The following is a 14703-nucleotide window of genomic DNA, read 5'->3' on the forward strand; positions in this document are numbered from 1 at the left end:
TTCCTTTTCTCGTTTCAGGGGTTGGCGGATGTTCGTTCGCCCGCCCAGTGCCGGAACAACGGCTCGGCCAGAAACAGCACGAACAGCAGGCGCATCACCTGCAGCGCGGTCACCAGCGGTACCGACAGTTGCAGGGTTTCGGCGGTCAGGCTCATTTCGGCGATACCGCCGGGCATCATGCCCAGGGTCAGCGAGCGCAGGTCCAGCGCCGTCAACGCGCTCAAGGCCCAGGCCGCGAGGCCCGCCAGCAGCATGGTCAGCGCCGTGGCGACCAGGGTACGGCCCAGAAACGACGGCGCGCGACGAAAGAACGCGCGGTTGAAGTGACAGCCCAGGCCGCTGCCGATCAGCCACTGGCCGAGCTGGCTGGCGCCGTCGGGCAGGCTGGTGTGCAGGTTGGCGCCGATGCTGATGCTCGAGGCCACCAGCAGCGGGCCGAACAGCCACGGGTTGGGCTGGCGCAGGCGCTGCCAGAGCAGTGCGGCCAGCACCCCGAGCGGCGCGATCAACGCCAGCCAGTAACCATCTACCGTGCCGGCATGGCTCAACGGTACGCCGTCGCCGAGCAGGAACTTGAACGCTGCGGGCACGCACAGCACGACCGCCAGTACCCGCAGGCTCTGCCCGGCGGCGACGCGGCTGAGCACTGCGCCGTTGCGTGCACCCAGGTTGACCATCTCGCCCGAGCCGCCCGGCATGCTGGAAAAGAACGCCGTGGCCCGGTCTTCACCGGTGCGCAGCAACAGCCATACGCCGATCAGGCTGGATACGCTGGTGATCAGCGCGCCGAAGAAGATCAAGCCGAAATGGCTGGCCACCTGTTCGACCACCTGGGGGGTGAAGTGCAGGCCGATGCCGACGCCGATGATCCACTGGCCGCACTTGCGCCCGTTGGGTATTTCACCGATCTGCCAGGGCGTCAGGCAGCGCACCAGAATCACCGCCAGCAGCGAGCCGACCATCCATGGCAGCGGCCAGCCGACCAGGCTGGCGAGGTACCCGCCGGCCAGGCCGACCAGTGGAGTGGCCCACCAGGTGCGCAAGGTGGATTCAGACATCGGCCAGGGCACGACGCTGGGCGCTGCGGCGGCGCCAGATACGCAGCAGCGGCAGGGTCAGCATCAACGCGACCATCGCCCACACCCCCAGGCTGATCGGGCTGGCCCACAGAATCTCCAGTTCACCGTTGGAGATCGACAGCGCCCGGCGCAGGTTCTGCTCCATCAGCCCGCCGAGAATGAAGCCCAGCAGCAGCGGCGACAGCGGGAAGTCCAGCTTGCGCAGTATGTAGCCGAAGATGCCGATGCCGATCATCAGGAACAGGTCGAAGGTGGTGGCATGCACCGCATACACACCGATCGCGGTGATGATCGCGATCACCGGCACCAGCGCCCAGTTGGGCACCGACAGGATGCGGGTGAACAGGCGCACCATGGGGATGTTGAGGATCACCAGCATGATGTTGGCGATGAACAGCGAGGCGATCAGGCCCCAGACGATATCCGGCTGCTGTTCGAACAGCAGCGGGCCGGGGGTGATGTTGTACAGGCTCAAGGCACCGATCATCACCGCCGTGGTACCCGAGCCCGGTACGCCCAGGGTCAGCATCGGCACCAGGGCGCCGCAGCAGGAGGCGCCGATGGCGGTTTCCGGAGCGGCCAGGCCGCGCTTGTCACCCTTGCCGAAGGTGCCGCTGGCACCGGCCAGGCGTTTTTCGGTCATGTACGCCACGGCACTGGCCAGGGTCGCACCGGCCCCGGGCAGCACGCCCATGAAGAAGCCGAGCAGGCCGCAGCGGATGTTCACCACGAACACCGAAGCGGCTTCCTTGAGGTTGAACAGCATGCGTCCGGTGGCTTCCACGGCCTTGTGCCCGTGGTGGGTCTTTTCCAGCAGCAACAGGATCTCGCTGATGGAGAACAGGCCCAGCACCAGCACCACGAACTGGATGCCGTCGGTGAGGTGGATGCTGTCACCGGTGAAGCGGTACACACCGCTGTTGGCGTCGATGCCCACGGCCGAAAGGAACAGCCCGATCAGGGCGGCGATGAAGGTCTTGAGCGGCTTGTCGCCGGCCATGCCGCCCAGCGCCACGATGGCGAACACCATCAGCACGAAATACTCCGCCGGGCCGAAGGCGATCGCCCACTTGGCCAGCAGCGGGGCGAACAGCACCATGCCGCAGGTGGCGATGAATGCACCGATGAACGAGCTCCAGGCCGACAGCGACAGCGCCACCCCGGCCAGGCCCTGGCGAGCCATGGGGTAGCCGTCCAGGGTGGTCATCACGGTGGAGGCTTCACCGGGGATGTTGAGCAGGATCGAGCTGATGCGCCCGCCGTATTCGCAGCCCAGGTACACCGCGGCCAGCAGGATCAGCGCCGATTCCGGCGGCAGGCCCAGGGCGAACGCGATGGGGATCAGCAGCGCCACGCCGTTGATCGGGCCCAGGCCTGGCAGCAGGCCGACCACCGTACCGATCAGGGTGCCGCACAGTGCAGTCACCAGGTTGTAGGGGCTCAGGGCGACGCCGAAGCCCTGGCCGAGGTAGCTGAAAGTATCCATGTCAATTCTCCAGAACGTCGAGCAGGCCCAGGGGCAGGGGCACATCCATGGCGCGGTCGAACAGCAGGTACAGGGCGATGCTCATCAATCCGACGATGACCGCACTGGGCAGCCAGCGTCCGCCGTACAGGCGCGCCATGGGGATGCCGATCAGCGTGCTGCTGAGGATGAAGCCCAGGGATTCGAAGGTGGCGGCGAACACCAGCAGCAGGCCGGTGCACAGGCCGATCTTGATCAGGCTGGCGCGGTCCAGCTCTGGTTCATCGTCCTTGCGCACGATGGGCGTGGGACGGATCGCCAGGTAGAGCAGGGCGATGGCCATCAGGCCGAGCATCAGCAACGGATAGGCGCGCGGGCCGACCGGTTCGTAGGAGAAGGCGGCCTGGTAGGGCCAGGCCATGACGGCCAGTGCGGCGCAGGCGGCCAGTAGGGTCAGGGCGAAAAGGCGTTGCAGGATCATGGGGGAATCCTCGAAGGGCGAGCCTGCACCCGTAGGAGCCGGCCTTGCCGGCGAATGACGCGCCACCGACCTGGCGGGACCGCGGTGATTCGCCGGCAAGGCCGGCTCCTACAGGTGAAGCGATGGGTTACTGGATCAGTCCGAATTCCTGGGCCAGTGCCTTGTAGTCCGCTACCTGCTGCTTCACATACACGTCCAGCGCTTCACCGGTCATGGCGAACGGGAACAGCTCGCGCTGGTCACGCAACTTGTCGAACTCATCCGAGGCCAGCAGCGTGTCGAACGATGCCTTCCACCAGGCGTAGTCCTCGTCGCTCACCTTCGGCCCCAGGTAGAACCCGCGTACTACTGGCCAGACGATGTCGTAGCCCTGTTCCTTGGCGGTAGGGATGTCCTTCATCTCGGGCTCGTCCAGGCGTTCGGGGGAGAACACCGCCAGCAGGCGCATGTCGCCGCTCTGGATGTGCGGCATCGAGTCGGAGATGTCCGTGCTGCCCACCTGGATGTGCCCGCCCAGCAATGCGGTGGCAATCTCGCCGCCGCCTTCCAGTGCCACATAGCGCAGGTCGCGCGGGTTGATGCCGGCGGCCTTGGCAATCAGTGCGGTCTGCATCCAGTCCTGGCTGCCAACGGTACCGCCCGAGCCGATCACCACCTTGCCAGGGTCTTTTTTCAGTGCCGCCACCAGGTCATCGAGGGTCTTGTAGGGCGAGTCCTTTTTCACCGCGATGGCGCCGTAGCTGGTGCCTACCGCTGCCAGCCAGCGCACTGCGTTCTCGTCGAAGCGGCCGAACTTGCCCTGGGCCAGGTTCAGCAGCGAGCCGCTGGACCACGCCACCAGCGTGCCGGCGTCGGCCGGGCGCTGGGCCACCACCGCGTTGTAGGCCACCGCGCCGACTCCGCCGGGCATGTAGGTGACGCGCATCGGCTTGCTCAGGATCTTCTCGTTGAGCAGCGCGCTCTGCACCAGCTTGCAGGTCAGGTCAAAGCCGCCGCCGGGCGAGGCCGGGGCAATGCACTCGGGGCGTTTGGGTTCGGCGGCCAGCACGTTGCCGGCCAGCAGCAGGCAGCCGGTGGCCAGGGCGATCTTGCGCAGTGAAAAAGTCATCGTCAGTCTCCGTGAACATTGTTGTTATGGGCGGATTACCAAAGCGCCACGCTGTAGCTCACCAGCAGCCGCACTTCGTCGGCGTCGCGGGAGAAGTTGGAACGGAAGGTGGCGTTACGCAGGCGCACGGCGACGTTCTTCAGGGCGCCGCTCTGTACCACGTACTTGAATTCGGTATTGCGCTCCCACTCCTTGCCTTCGCCACCGCCGGCGCGGCTGACGTTGTCGCCACTGAGGTAGCGGCTCATGAAGCTCAGGCCGGGTACGCCGAGCTTGGCGAAGTCGTAGTCGTAGCGCACTTGCCAGGAGCGCTCGTCGGCCTGGGCGAAGTCGTTGATCTGCACGAAGTTGACCAGGTAGGGGTCGGCGCCATCGACGTAGGGGAAGGCGCTGTCGCCCGACAGGCGCTGGTAGCCGGTGCTCAGCTTGTGGCCGCCGAGGGCATAGCTGAACAGGCTGCCGAAGGCGGTGTTGTCGATCCTGCCGCCGCGGGCCTGGCCCTGGTCGCCGCTGAACGCCACACGCACATCGGCGCCGAAGGTGCCCGGGCCGAACGGCTGGGTCGCGAGCAGGCCGACGAAGTGCTGGCGGTACACGTCGTCGAGCTGGGCGAAGTGATAGCTGCCGGTGATGCGGTCGGTGAGCTTGTAGTCCACTCCGGCCATGTCGAAATGGTTGCCTTCGGCCGTGCCCAGGAAGCGACCGTTCTTGTTGTTGAGGGCGATGTCTTCCTTGTTGGTGTCGTTGCGGTCCTTGACCTTTTCAAGGCGGCCACCGGTGAAGGTCAGGTGCCTGATTTCCTGGGAGGTCAGCAGCCCGCCCTCGAAGGTCTGCGGCAGGATGCGCCCGTCGTTGGGGCGCAGGGTGGGCGTTTGCGGGATCAGCGTACCGACCTTCAGCTCGGTGGCCGACACCTTGACCTTGCCGGTCAGGCCGAGCTTGGAGTACTCGTCGGCGGCGCGCCCGTCGTCATGGGTCGGCAGCAGGCCGGTGCCGGTGCGGCCCTTGCCGGAGTCGAGCTTGACCCCGAGCATGCCCAGGGCGTCGACGCCGAAGCCGACGGTGCCTTCGGTGTAGCCCGATTCCAGGTTGAGCATGAAGCCCTGGGCCCATTCCTCGCGCTTGGATTGCGTGGTGCTGGGCTCATTGTGGAAATCGCGGTTGAAGTACATGGTGCGTGTTTCGAAGGTGGCGGTGCTGTCTTCGATGAACGCGGCCTGGCTCAGCGGGGCGACGCCGACAAAGGCGAGGGCACTGGCGATGGCAGAGGGACGAGGGTGCAGGCGACGGGCAGGCGCAGGCGCCTGAGGCTGGGTGGACAGCATCGTGGGGTGACTCCGTTATTGTTCTTATTCGGGTCGAACGCTTCGGTTCGATCTACGGCCTGTACAACGGGCCGTCAGGCGATGCTAGGGGCTCAACCTTTCGCTAACCTTTCAGTGGCCTTTCAATGTTTCGATGGCTTCACAGGCGCCCGCCGCGCTGTAAACTCCGCGCCATTGAACGCGACACGACCAGGAGAAATCGATGCGTGTACTGCTCGTCGAAGACCATCTGCAACTGGCTGAGAGCGTGGCCCAGGCCCTCAAGAGCACAGGCCTGACGGTGGATGTGCTGCACGATGGAGTTGCTGCCGACCTGGCCCTGGCCAGCGAGGAATATGCCGTGGCGGTGCTCGATGTGGGCCTGCCGCGCATGGACGGCTTCGAGGTGCTGGCGCGCCTGCGGGCCCGCGGCAAGACCGTGCCGGTGCTGATGCTGACCGCCCGCAGCGACGTCAAGGACCGGGTGCACGGCCTGAACCTGGGGGCTGACGACTACCTGGCCAAGCCGTTCGAACTGACCGAGCTGGAGGCGCGGGTCAAGGCCCTGCTGCGCCGCAGCGTGCTCGGTGGCGAGCGCCAGCAGACCTGCGGCCCGCTGGTCTACGACCTGGATACCCGGCGCTTCACCCTGGGGGGCGAGCTGTTGGCCCTGACCTCCCGCGAACAGGCCGTGCTCGAGGCGCTGATCGCCCGCCCTGGCAGGGTGATGAGCAAGGAGCAACTGGCGGCGCAGGTGTTCGGCCTGGACGAGGAGGCCAGCCCCGACGCCATCGAGATCTACGTGCACCGCCTGCGCAAGAAGCTCGACGGTCATGCCGTGGCGATCGTCACCTTCCGTGGGCTGGGCTATCTGCTCGAGCACCGTGATGCGTGACGCCGGCAGCCTGCGCGGGCGCCTGCTGTGGAACCTCGCCCTGCTGCTGGTGGTGCTGATGGTGGCCAGCGGGCTGAGTGCCTACTGGAACGGTCGCGAGGCCGCCGACACCGCCTATGACCGTACCCTGCTGGCCTCGGCGCGCACCATCGCCGCAGGGCTCTCGCAACGCGACGGCACCCTCAGCGCCGATGTGCCCTACGTGGCATTGGACACCTTTGCCTACGACAGCGCGGGGCGGATCTACTACCAGGTCAACGACATCCATCAACGCCTGATTTCCGGCTACGAAAACCTGCCCGCACCGCCGCCCGATACCCCGCGTACCGATGACTATCCGGCCCTGGCGCGCTTCTACGATGCGCGCTACCTGGGCCAGGACGTGCGGGTAGTCAGCCTGCTCAAGGCGGTGAGCGAGCCGAACATGAACGGCATGGCGGAGATCCGCGTGGCCGAAACCGAAGAGGCGCGCGTGAGCATGGCCCGCAGCCTGATGGCCGATACCCTGCTGCGCCTGGGCATGCTGGCGATGGGGGCGTTGCTGCTGGTGTGGTTTGCGGTCAGCGCCGCATTGCGCCCGCTGGAGCGCCTGCGCAGCGCCGTGGAAGAACGCCAGCCCGACGACCTGCGCGCCCTGCCGGTGGTTCAGGTTCAACGCGAGCTGGGGCCGCTGGTGCGTGCACTGAATCACTTCACCGAGCGCCTGCGGGGCCAGTTCGAGCGCCAGGCACAGTTCATCGCCGACGCCGCGCACGAGTTGCGCACCCCCCTGGCGGCACTCAAGGCGCGGGTGGAACTGGGCCTGCGCGCCAAGGACCCGCAGGAGTGGCGCACCACGCTCGAACTGGCGGCCCAGGGCACCGACAAGCTGACCCACCTGGCCAACCAGCTGCTGTCCCTGGCACGGGTGGAGAACGGTGCGCGCGCCATTGCCGAGGGCGGTGCACAGTTGCTCGACCTCAGCCAGCTGGCCCGCGAGCTGGGCATGGCCATGGCGCCGCTGGCGCATGCACGGGGTGTGGCATTGGCACTGGAAGCACAGGCGCCGGTGTGGATACGCGGCGAGCCGACGCTGCTCAACGAATTGCTGAGCAACCTGGTGGACAACGCCCTGGCGCACACCCCGACCAATGGCAACGTGATTCTGCGGGTGACGGCCCCTGCGGTGCTGGAGGTGGAGGACGACGGGCCGGGGATTCCCCCGCAGGAGCGCGAGCGGGTGTTCGAACGCTTCTATCGGCGCAGTGCGCAGGGCACCGGCCTGGGGCTGGCCATCGTCGGTGAGATCTGCCGCGCGCACCTGGCGCAGATCAGCCTGCACGATGGCGAGCGCGGCGGGCTCAAGGTTCGGGTCAGCTTCAACCCGGGCGACTGATCAGGCGCGAAACATGTGCTTGGCGCCGATCAACTCGCTGACCTGCAGGTGGCTGTTGGGTGGCAGCTTCAGGTGACGCATCGCCGGCAGGCGCGCCAGGGCATGTTCGTTGCCATCGCTGAGGGTGCGCGCGATCTGCACGATGTCGACATAGTCGAGCTTGTCGGTGCTGCGCTCCAGGTTCTGCGACAGGCTCGGCAGCCCGGCCAGTTGCTCGGGAAATTCCCACACGCTGAGGATCTTGTCGCCCAGTACCGGGTGGATCAGGTCGATCACATGGTTCAGGCAGACCGGGTCGGAGAGCAGTTCGTTGTGTTCTTCGGCATAGGTCAGGATCGGCAATGCGCCGATCTGGTGGACCAGCCCGGCGAGGGCGCCCTGGTCGGGCTTGAGCTGGGTGAAGCGCAGACACAGCTCATAGCTGATGCCGGCCACTTCCAGGCTCTTGGCCCATATTTCACGCATTTTCTGTTCGACCACCGGTGAGCGCGCATGGAAGATCTGCTCGATCACCAGGCCGATGGCCAGGTTGCAGCTGTAGTTGATACCCATGCGGGTGATGGCGGTCTGCAGGTCGGTGACTTCGGTGGCCGCACGCAGCAAGGGGCTGTTGACCACCTTGATCAGGCGTGCCGACAACGCGGCGTCGCGGCCGATCACCTTGCTCAGGGTGCTGACGCTGATCTCGCTGTCTTCAGCCGCTTCGCGGATGCTCAGGGCCACTTCCGGCAAGGTCGGCAGCACCAGGTCATCGTTGTCGATGGCGCTGAGCAATTGTGCTTCAACGATCTGGGCCAGCGTGTTCATCGTGGATTCTCTAGCGCATTCAGGGGCCCCACCGCCACACGCGGCGGGGCAGGTGGGCTCAGCGCTGGATTTCGCGATCGCGGTCCAGTTCGTAAGGCAGGCTCAGCAGTTCCAGGCGCGGGCCCTCGGGGCTGCCCAGATGCAGGTTGTCGTCTGCTACCGCATCGGCAGTCAGCACCGCCAGCAGCTCGCTGCCCTGCGCGCTCGTGGCGGCCAGCACCACCTCACCCACCGAGGAGGCATGGGTAGGGGAGAACACCTCGGTGCCAGGGGCCGGAGCAGTGCCCTCGGCCAGGGCCAGGCGATACAGGCGACGCTTGAGCTTGCCCAGGTACTGCATGCGCGCGACGATTTCCTGTCCGGTATAGCAACCTTTCTTGAAGCTGACGCCACCCACGGCCTGGAGGTTGATCATCTGCGGGATGAACAGCTCGCGGGTCTGGGCCATCACCTGGCCGATACCGGCGCGGATCTGCCCCAGCAGCCAGGCGTCCAGCGGGCCTTCGTCGAGGTGCTGGGCCAGTTGCTCGCGTACGGCTGCGGCCTGTTCGGCCGGTACCCACAGTTCGGTGCGGCCCGGCGATACGGCAATTGCGAACAGGGGGTCGTGCCGGCTGATGGCGCCATCTTGCGTCGGCGGCTCGATGCCCAGCGCCTGCAACGCCTTGTCGCCATGCTGCAGGCCGAAGCGCGCCCAGGCACTGCTCTCGTCGGTGAGCTTGGCCTTGGAGAACACGGCGTACTTCTTCAGGTCGGCCAGTTGCGGCTCGAGCAGTTCGTGGGTCATTGCCAGTACGAAGCCGTCGGCGTGGGGCACGATGCGAAAGCTCGACTGCATGCGCCCCTTGACCATGCAGCGCGCGCCGAGGCTGGAGGTGTGCTCGTCGAGGTAATTGATGTTGCAGGTCAGTTGACCTTGCAGAAACTTGCCGGCGTCAGAGCCGCGGACGGCGAGGACGCCCTCGTGGGACAGGGGGCAGAAAAAAGCGGAGTCGGCCATGGGTCTTCGCAGGTAATCAGGACTGGGGGTCATCATAGAGTGCTGTCGGCAAAATAGGTAGCCGACCTAGACCAACGCCTTGTGCCGTTCACAGGCTCGGCCTGTATACTGGCGGCCAATTTGAGGAGGGCTCCATGGTCGTCGAACAATCTGAACTCAACCGGCTCTTCTGGCATAGCCGCCGCGGCATGCTGGAGCTGGACGTGCTGCTGGTGCCGTTTACCCAGGAGGTGTACAGCACCTTGAACGACGTCGACCGCGCGCTCTATGTCCGGCTGCTGACCTGTGAAGACCAGGACATGTTCGGCTGGTTCATGGAACGCAGCGAGTCCGACGACCCTGAGCTGCAGCGCATGGTGCGCATGATCCTGGACCGTGTCCAGCCCAAGTGACCGCTTCGAGTGTCGCTGGCAGGGCTCGCGGGCCCTGCTGGCGGCCTACCTCGCATGCCAGTTGCTGGCGCTGATCGCGCTGTGCCTGCTGGCCATTTCGCTATACATGACCCTGCTTGGCCTGGCGCTTTGCCTGGCACACGCAGCCTGGGTCGTGCCCCGGCATATCCTGCTTACCCACCCGCGTGCCGTCACCGGCCTGCGTCGTGATCCTTCTGGCTGGCACCTGTTCAGCGCGGCCACGGGCTGGCAGCAGGTGCAACTGCGCCGCGACAGCCTCGCCTTGCCCGCCCTGGTAGTGCTGCGTTATCGCCGGCCGGGGCGGCTGTTCAGCCAGAGCCAGTGCATCGCCCCCGATGCGCTGGAACCGGTGCTGCACCGGCGCCTGCGCTTGCGGTTGAAGTTCAGTCGGCGTAGGTGGGCGGCCGTAGAATAGTGTCCAGAGCTTCGGGCAGCATGTCCGGGTAGTCCAGGGTGTAGTGCAGGCCCCGGCTTTCCTTGCGCTGCATGGCCGAGCGGATCATCAGCTCCGCTACCTGGGCAAGGTTCCTCAGCTCGATCAGGTCGCGGCTGACCTTGTAGTTGCTGTAGAACTCGTCGATTTCGTCCAGCAGCAGCCGTACCCGGTGCTGGGCGCGCTGCAGGCGCTTGCTGGTGCGCACGATGCCGACGTAGTCCCACATGAACCGGCGCAGCTCGTCCCAGTTGTGCGCAATGATCACATCTTCGTCCGAATCGGTGACCTGGCTGGCATCCCAGCAGGGCAGGGCCTGGGGCATGGCCACGCTGTCGAGCCTGGCGAGGATGTCGGCTGCCGCCGAGCGGCCGTAGACGAAACATTCGAGCAGCGAGTTGCTGGCCATGCGGTTGGCACCGTGCAGGCCGGTGAAGCTGGTTTCGCCAATGGCATAGAGCCCCGGTACGTCGGTCTGGCCGTGGTCGTCGACCATCACGCCGCCACAGGTGTAGTGCGCCGCCGGTACCACCGGGATCGGCTGGGTGGTGATGTCGATACCGAAGGTGAGGCAGCGTTCGTACACGGTCGGGAAGTGGCTTTTGACGAACTCCGCAGGCTTGTGGCTGATGTCCAGGTACACGCAGTCGACGCCCAGGCGCTTCATCTCATGGTCGATGGCGCGGGCCACGATGTCGCGCGGGGCGAGTTCGGCGCGCGGGTCGAAGCGCGGCATGAAGCGCTCGCCGCTGGGCAGCTTGAGCAGGGCGCCTTCACCGCGCAGTGCTTCTGTGATCAGGAAGCTCTTGGCCTGCGGGTGGTACAGGCAGGTGGGGTGGAACTGGTTGAACTCCAGGTTCGCCACCCGGCAGCCGGCGCGCCAGGCCATGGCGATCCCGTCGCCGCAGGCGCCGTCCGGGTTGCTGGTATAGAGGTAGACCTTGGCCGCCCCGCCGGTGGCCAGCGCGGTGAAGCGGGCGCCAAAGGTGTCGACCTCGCCGCTGGCACGGTTGAGCACATAGGCCCCCAGGCAGCGCTCGCCGGCCTGGCCCAGGCGCCGTTCGGTGATCAGGTCGACCGCCACGCGCTGTTCCAGAAGCTCGATGTTCGGGCGCTGGCGGGCCTGCTCCAGCAACGTGGTGAAAATCGCCGCGCCAGTGGCGTCGGCCGCGTGGATGATGCGCCGGTGGCTGTGGCCGCCCTCGCGGGTCAGGTGGAACTCGAAGCCGCGTTCATCGACGCCGGCCTGTTCGTCACGGGTAAACGGCACGCCCTGGTCGATCAGCCACTGGATCGCCTCGCGACTGTGCTCGACCGTATAGCGCACCGCGTCTTCATGACACAGCCCGCCGCCGGCATTGAGCGTATCCTCCACGTGGGACTGTACCGTGTCGGTGTCGTCGAGCACGGCGGCAACACCGCCCTGTGCCCAGAAGGTCGAGCCGTTGGCCAGCTCGCCTTTGCTCAGTACGGCGATGCGCAGGTGCGCCGGCAGGTTCAGGGCCAGGCTCAGGCCGGCGGCACCGCTGCCGATCACCAGAACGTCATGTTGGAATTGTTGGCTCATGTCAGGGATATCCGAGCGAGGCGACCACTAGTATAAGGACGGGGGTATCGGCACAATAGTCAGGTGTTTATGGCATTGTGAAACTATCGTGAAACGGGCTGGGTTGCCTTTATAACAGCCTCGAGGGCCTGATTTCCATGACGTGCGGTGCGACCTGATGCTTGCATGTGGGAACTTTCCTGGAACCCTGCCTATCCATAGAAGGTTGCCTGCATGCCAGGACGCGGCGGCGACGGGAGGCCTGGGGCTGATATCGGCTCTGCCTGCGTACACGAGACCAGAATATTGACGCAGCCGGCCGTGACCGTGCTGCGTTTTTCGTGCGAGCCGTTCAAGGGCCGCAGGAAACTTGCTTGGAGGGGAGAACTTTTGCGAAAAGCCCGAGTCTATGGTTGCAAGCCTGAACGATGGCCGCTGCAGCACTCCTCCAGGTCCACCGAGGAGTGTTCATGCTAACCCAGGAAGAGGATCAGCAGCTTGTCGAGCGCGTGCAGCGTGGCGACAGGCGAGCGTTTGATCTGTTGGTGCTGAAGTATCAGCACAAGATTCTCGGGTTGATCGTGCGTTTTGTGCACGACACCCATGAAGCCCAGGATGTGGCACAGGAAGCGTTCATCAAGGCTTACCGTGCGCTTGGCAATTTCCGTGGCGACAGTGCGTTTTATACCTGGCTGTACCGCATTGCGATCAACACGGCGAAAAACTATCTGGTATCCCGCGGTCGACGGCCGCCAGACAGTGATGTCAGTTCCGAGGATGCGGAATTTTACGATGGCGATCATGGCCTCAAGGATCTCGAGTCACCAGAGCGCGCGCTGTTACGAGATGAAATCGAGGGCACCGTCCACCGAACCATCCAGCAGCTGCCAGAAGATTTGCGTACGGCGTTAACTTTACGTGAATTCGATGGTCTGAGTTACGAGGACATTGCGAGCGTCATGCAGTGTCCGGTGGGTACCGTGCGCTCTCGAATTTTCCGCGCTCGGGAGGCCATAGATAAAGCCCTGCAGCCGTTGTTGCAGGAAACCTGAGACAGCGGCGACAGCCAAGAGAGGAACCGCCATGAGTCGTGAAGCTTTGCAGGAATCGCTGTCCGCGGTGATGGATAACGAAGCGGACGAACTGGAGTTGCGTCGGGTATTGAATGCCGTCGACGACAATGAAACCCGTGCCACCTGGTCGCGTTACCAGGTTGCCCGAGCAGCGATGCACAAGGAACTGCTGCTGCCAAAACTGGATATCGCCGCCGCGGTCAGTGCCGCACTGGCTGACGAAGCCACGCCGGTCAAGGTTGCCCGTGGTCCATGGCGCAGCCTGGGTCGTCTGGCTGTTGCAGCTTCGGTGACCGTTGCAGTACTGGCAGGTGTGCGCCTGTACAACCAGGACGACATCAGCGGTGCCCAACTGGCTGCCCAGCAGCCTGTGCAGCAAGGCGTGACCGTACCTCAGGTGCAAGGCCCGGCAGTACTGGCAGGCTACACCGAGAGTGCCGAACAGCCGACCGGCCCAATGGCAAATGGCGTGCTGCAAGGTCAAAGCGGCTGGCAGGACGAACGTCTGCCGGGCTACCTGCGCCAGCATGCTCAGGAAGCCGCCGTGGAAGGGACTGAAAGTGCTCTGCCTTATGCCCGTGCGGCCAGCCTGGAAAATCGCTGAGTAAGGAGGATCATGCGCGCGCCAACTCTACTACCGCTCTTGCTCGGAGGATGTCTGTCGGTGCCGGCCCTGGCCGCCAACTCCTCCACTGATGCCGCAGACTGGCTCAACCGTCTGGCCAAGGCCGAGCAGCAGCAGAGTTATCAGGGTACTTTCGTCTACGAGCGTAACGGCAGCTTTTCCACCCATGACATCTGGCATCGGGTGCAGGAGGGCAAGGTTCGTGAACGCTTGTTGCAACTCGATGGCCCAGCCCTTGAGGTTGTGCGGGTAGATGGACGTACCCAGTGCGTGAGCGGCGCCCTGGCCCGCGGAGTGGGCAATGCGGCGCAGTCTTCGCCCCGTGTACTGGACCCCTTGAAGCTGATGAACTGGTACGACCTGAGTGTGGCAGGGCGCTCCCGGGTGGCCGGTCGCGAGGTCGAGATCATCACCCTCAGGCCGCGCGATCAGCATCGTTATGCCTTCGAGCTGCACCTGGATCGACAGTCGGGTTTGCCCCTCAAGTCGTTGCTGCTCAACGACAAGGAGCAACTGCTGGAGCGCTTCCAGTTCACCCGGTTGGAGACCGACAAGGCGCCGGACGATGCCCAACTGCAGCCCAGCAGCAACTGCAAGGCGGTGGCCCAGGCCACTCAGCAGGTTGCCGAGGCCGCATCGGGATGGCGTTCCGACTGGTTGCCACCCGGCTTCGAGCTGGTCAACAGCGCGGTACGCAAGGATCCGGAGCACAAGAGCACCGTCAGCAGCCTGATGTACGATGATGGCCTGGCACGCTTCTCGGTGTTCTTGGAGCCGGTTGCAGGCAATTCGGGCATCGACGCCCGTACCCAGCTTGGCCCGACGGTCGCGGTTTCGCGCCGGCTGACCACGCCCAAGGGGGATGTGGTGGTCACTGTGGTAGGTGAGATCCCCATCGGTACTGCCGAGCGGGTCGCCTTGTCGATGCGTGCCCAAGACGCCCACGCCAGCCAATGACGAGCCACAGGTAATGCGTTGATGATCGATGGGCCGCCAAGGCGTTGACATGATTCGTAAGCCTTCGAATTTGCAAAATTCTCCAGATTTATCTATAGGTCAGTTCTTTCGGGGGCTGGCCTTTACTGCTGTTGCAGCATCA

15 protein-coding genes are annotated in these 14703 nt (G+C 65.0%); 7 read left to right on the plus strand and 8 right to left on the minus strand.

From position 1 onward, the window contains the following. Nucleotides 1-14: 14 nt before the first annotated feature. The 5 genes from QMX96_RS17560 to QMX96_RS17580 all read right to left on the minus strand — a co-directional run bounded on the left by QMX96_RS17560 (nucleotide 15) and on the right by QMX96_RS17580 (nucleotide 5458). Nucleotides 15-1058 (minus strand): AbrB family transcriptional regulator, encoded by a 1044-nt coding sequence (locus QMX96_RS17560; RefSeq protein ID WP_282362115.1) that lies wholly within the window; start codon nucleotides 1056-1058, stop codon nucleotides 15-17. Continuing rightward, nucleotides 1051-2565, minus strand: a complete 1515-nt coding sequence (locus QMX96_RS17565) for a tripartite tricarboxylate transporter permease (protein ID WP_043860092.1) — start codon at nucleotides 2563-2565, stop codon at nucleotides 1051-1053. Before QMX96_RS17565 ends, QMX96_RS17560 begins: the two co-directional genes overlap by 8 nt. Nucleotide 2566: 1 nt before the next feature. Beyond that, a complete protein-coding gene (locus QMX96_RS17570; RefSeq protein ID WP_043860093.1) occupies nucleotides 2567-3025 on the minus strand; it encodes a tripartite tricarboxylate transporter TctB family protein in 459 nt (152 codons plus the stop codon). A gap of 127 nt (nucleotides 3026-3152) precedes the next feature. Next, nucleotides 3153-4133, minus strand: a complete 981-nt coding sequence (locus tag QMX96_RS17575) for a tripartite tricarboxylate transporter substrate binding protein (RefSeq protein WP_043860094.1) — start codon at nucleotides 4131-4133, stop codon at nucleotides 3153-3155. Between the two features lie 35 nt (nucleotides 4134-4168). Next, entirely contained in the window at nucleotides 4169-5458 is a 1290-nt protein-coding gene (locus QMX96_RS17580; RefSeq protein ID WP_116052190.1) for an OprD family porin, read from the minus strand. Between the two features lie 202 nt (nucleotides 5459-5660). On the opposite strand from QMX96_RS17580, the gene QMX96_RS17585 reads away from it, so the two are divergent. Both QMX96_RS17585 and QMX96_RS17590 read left to right on the plus strand, forming a co-directional pair. Beyond that, nucleotides 5661-6332 (plus strand): response regulator, encoded by a 672-nt coding sequence (locus QMX96_RS17585; RefSeq protein WP_043860096.1) that lies wholly within the window; start codon nucleotides 5661-5663, stop codon nucleotides 6330-6332. Beyond that, the gene (locus tag QMX96_RS17590; protein WP_123752815.1) at nucleotides 6325-7707 is read left to right on the plus strand and encodes a sensor histidine kinase; all 1383 of its coding nucleotides are present in this window, start codon (nucleotides 6325-6327) and stop codon (nucleotides 7705-7707) included. Before QMX96_RS17585 ends, QMX96_RS17590 begins: the two co-directional genes overlap by 8 nt. On the opposite strand, the gene QMX96_RS17595 is transcribed toward QMX96_RS17590, so the two are convergent. Continuing rightward, nucleotides 7708-8514 (minus strand): HDOD domain-containing protein, encoded by an 807-nt coding sequence (locus QMX96_RS17595; RefSeq protein WP_054914777.1) that lies wholly within the window; start codon nucleotides 8512-8514, stop codon nucleotides 7708-7710. Nucleotides 8515-8572: 58 nt separating this feature from the next. Continuing rightward, on the minus strand, nucleotides 8573-9514 hold the full coding sequence (locus QMX96_RS17600) for a folate-binding protein YgfZ (protein ID WP_282362116.1): 942 nt from the start codon (nucleotides 9512-9514) through the stop codon (nucleotides 8573-8575). Between the two features lie 134 nt (nucleotides 9515-9648). Here QMX96_RS17600 and QMX96_RS17605 point away from each other — a divergent pair, with 134 nt between their 5' ends. Next, nucleotides 9649-9906: a succinate dehydrogenase assembly factor 2 gene (locus tag QMX96_RS17605; RefSeq protein WP_043862035.1), complete on the plus strand. Its 258-nt coding sequence runs from the start codon at nucleotides 9649-9651 to the stop codon at nucleotides 9904-9906. After that, complete coding sequence (locus QMX96_RS17610) at nucleotides 9890-10342, plus strand: protein YgfX (protein WP_088515489.1); 453 nt, start codon at nucleotides 9890-9892, stop codon at nucleotides 10340-10342. The genes QMX96_RS17605 and QMX96_RS17610 overlap by 17 nt, the downstream gene beginning before the upstream one ends. On the opposite strand, the gene nadB is transcribed toward QMX96_RS17610, so the two are convergent. Further along, the gene (gene nadB / locus QMX96_RS17615) at nucleotides 10311-11927 is read right to left on the minus strand and encodes an L-aspartate oxidase (RefSeq protein ID WP_253086758.1); all 1617 of its coding nucleotides are present in this window, start codon (nucleotides 11925-11927) and stop codon (nucleotides 10311-10313) included. The genes QMX96_RS17610 and nadB overlap by 32 nt on opposite strands. Nucleotides 11928-12376: 449 nt before the next feature. Here nadB and rpoE point away from each other — a divergent pair, with 449 nt between their 5' ends. Genes rpoE through QMX96_RS17630 form a run of 3 tightly spaced genes read left to right on the plus strand, consistent with a single transcriptional unit; the run spans nucleotide 12377 to nucleotide 14561 of the window. Continuing rightward, nucleotides 12377-12958 (plus strand): RNA polymerase sigma factor RpoE, encoded by a 582-nt coding sequence (gene rpoE / locus QMX96_RS17620; RefSeq protein WP_010220971.1) that lies wholly within the window; start codon nucleotides 12377-12379, stop codon nucleotides 12956-12958. Between the two features lie 31 nt (nucleotides 12959-12989). Then, entirely contained in the window at nucleotides 12990-13583 is a 594-nt protein-coding gene (locus tag QMX96_RS17625; protein ID WP_043862032.1) for an RseA family anti-sigma factor, read from the plus strand. Between the two features lie 12 nt (nucleotides 13584-13595). After that, nucleotides 13596-14561 carry a MucB/RseB C-terminal domain-containing protein gene (locus QMX96_RS17630; RefSeq protein WP_100633577.1) on the plus strand — a complete coding sequence of 322 codons (966 nt, stop codon included), beginning with the start codon at nucleotides 13596-13598 and terminating at the stop codon, nucleotides 14559-14561. The last annotated feature ends 142 nt before the right edge of the window (nucleotides 14562-14703 follow it).

The organism is Pseudomonas sp. PS01300, assembly GCF_029960155.1.
Lineage (GTDB): Bacteria > Pseudomonadota > Gammaproteobacteria > Pseudomonadales > Pseudomonadaceae > Aquipseudomonas > Aquipseudomonas palmensis.

Bases quoted from the DNA above. Each gene is read 5' to 3' on its own strand.
- QMX96_RS17605 (WP_043862035.1), top strand. From the start codon at position 9,649: ATGGTCGTCGAACAATCTGAACTCAACCGGCTCTTCTGGCATAGCCGC.
- QMX96_RS17560 (WP_282362115.1), bottom strand. From the start codon at position 1,058: ATGTCTGAATCCACCTTGCGCACCTGGTGGGCCACTCCACTGGTCGGC.
- QMX96_RS17625 (WP_043862032.1), top strand. From the start codon at position 12,990: ATGAGTCGTGAAGCTTTGCAGGAATCGCTGTCCGCGGTGATGGATAAC.
- QMX96_RS17590 (WP_123752815.1), top strand. From the start codon at position 6,325: ATGCGTGACGCCGGCAGCCTGCGCGGGCGCCTGCTGTGGAACCTCGCC.
- QMX96_RS17570 (WP_043860093.1), bottom strand. From the start codon at position 3,025: ATGATCCTGCAACGCCTTTTCGCCCTGACCCTACTGGCCGCCTGCGCC.
- QMX96_RS17580 (WP_116052190.1), bottom strand. From the start codon at position 5,458: ATGCTGTCCACCCAGCCTCAGGCGCCTGCGCCTGCCCGTCGCCTGCAC.
- rpoE (WP_010220971.1), top strand. From the start codon at position 12,377: ATGCTAACCCAGGAAGAGGATCAGCAGCTTGTCGAGCGCGTGCAGCGT.
- QMX96_RS17595 (WP_054914777.1), bottom strand. From the start codon at position 8,514: ATGAACACGCTGGCCCAGATCGTTGAAGCACAATTGCTCAGCGCCATC.
- QMX96_RS17630 (WP_100633577.1), top strand. From the start codon at position 13,596: ATGCGCGCGCCAACTCTACTACCGCTCTTGCTCGGAGGATGTCTGTCG.
- QMX96_RS17585 (WP_043860096.1), top strand. From the start codon at position 5,661: ATGCGTGTACTGCTCGTCGAAGACCATCTGCAACTGGCTGAGAGCGTG.
- QMX96_RS17575 (WP_043860094.1), bottom strand. From the start codon at position 4,133: ATGACTTTTTCACTGCGCAAGATCGCCCTGGCCACCGGCTGCCTGCTG.
- QMX96_RS17565 (WP_043860092.1), bottom strand. From the start codon at position 2,565: ATGGATACTTTCAGCTACCTCGGCCAGGGCTTCGGCGTCGCCCTGAGC.
- QMX96_RS17600 (WP_282362116.1), bottom strand. From the start codon at position 9,514: ATGGCCGACTCCGCTTTTTTCTGCCCCCTGTCCCACGAGGGCGTCCTC.
- nadB (WP_253086758.1), bottom strand. From the start codon at position 11,927: ATGAGCCAACAATTCCAACATGACGTTCTGGTGATCGGCAGCGGTGCC.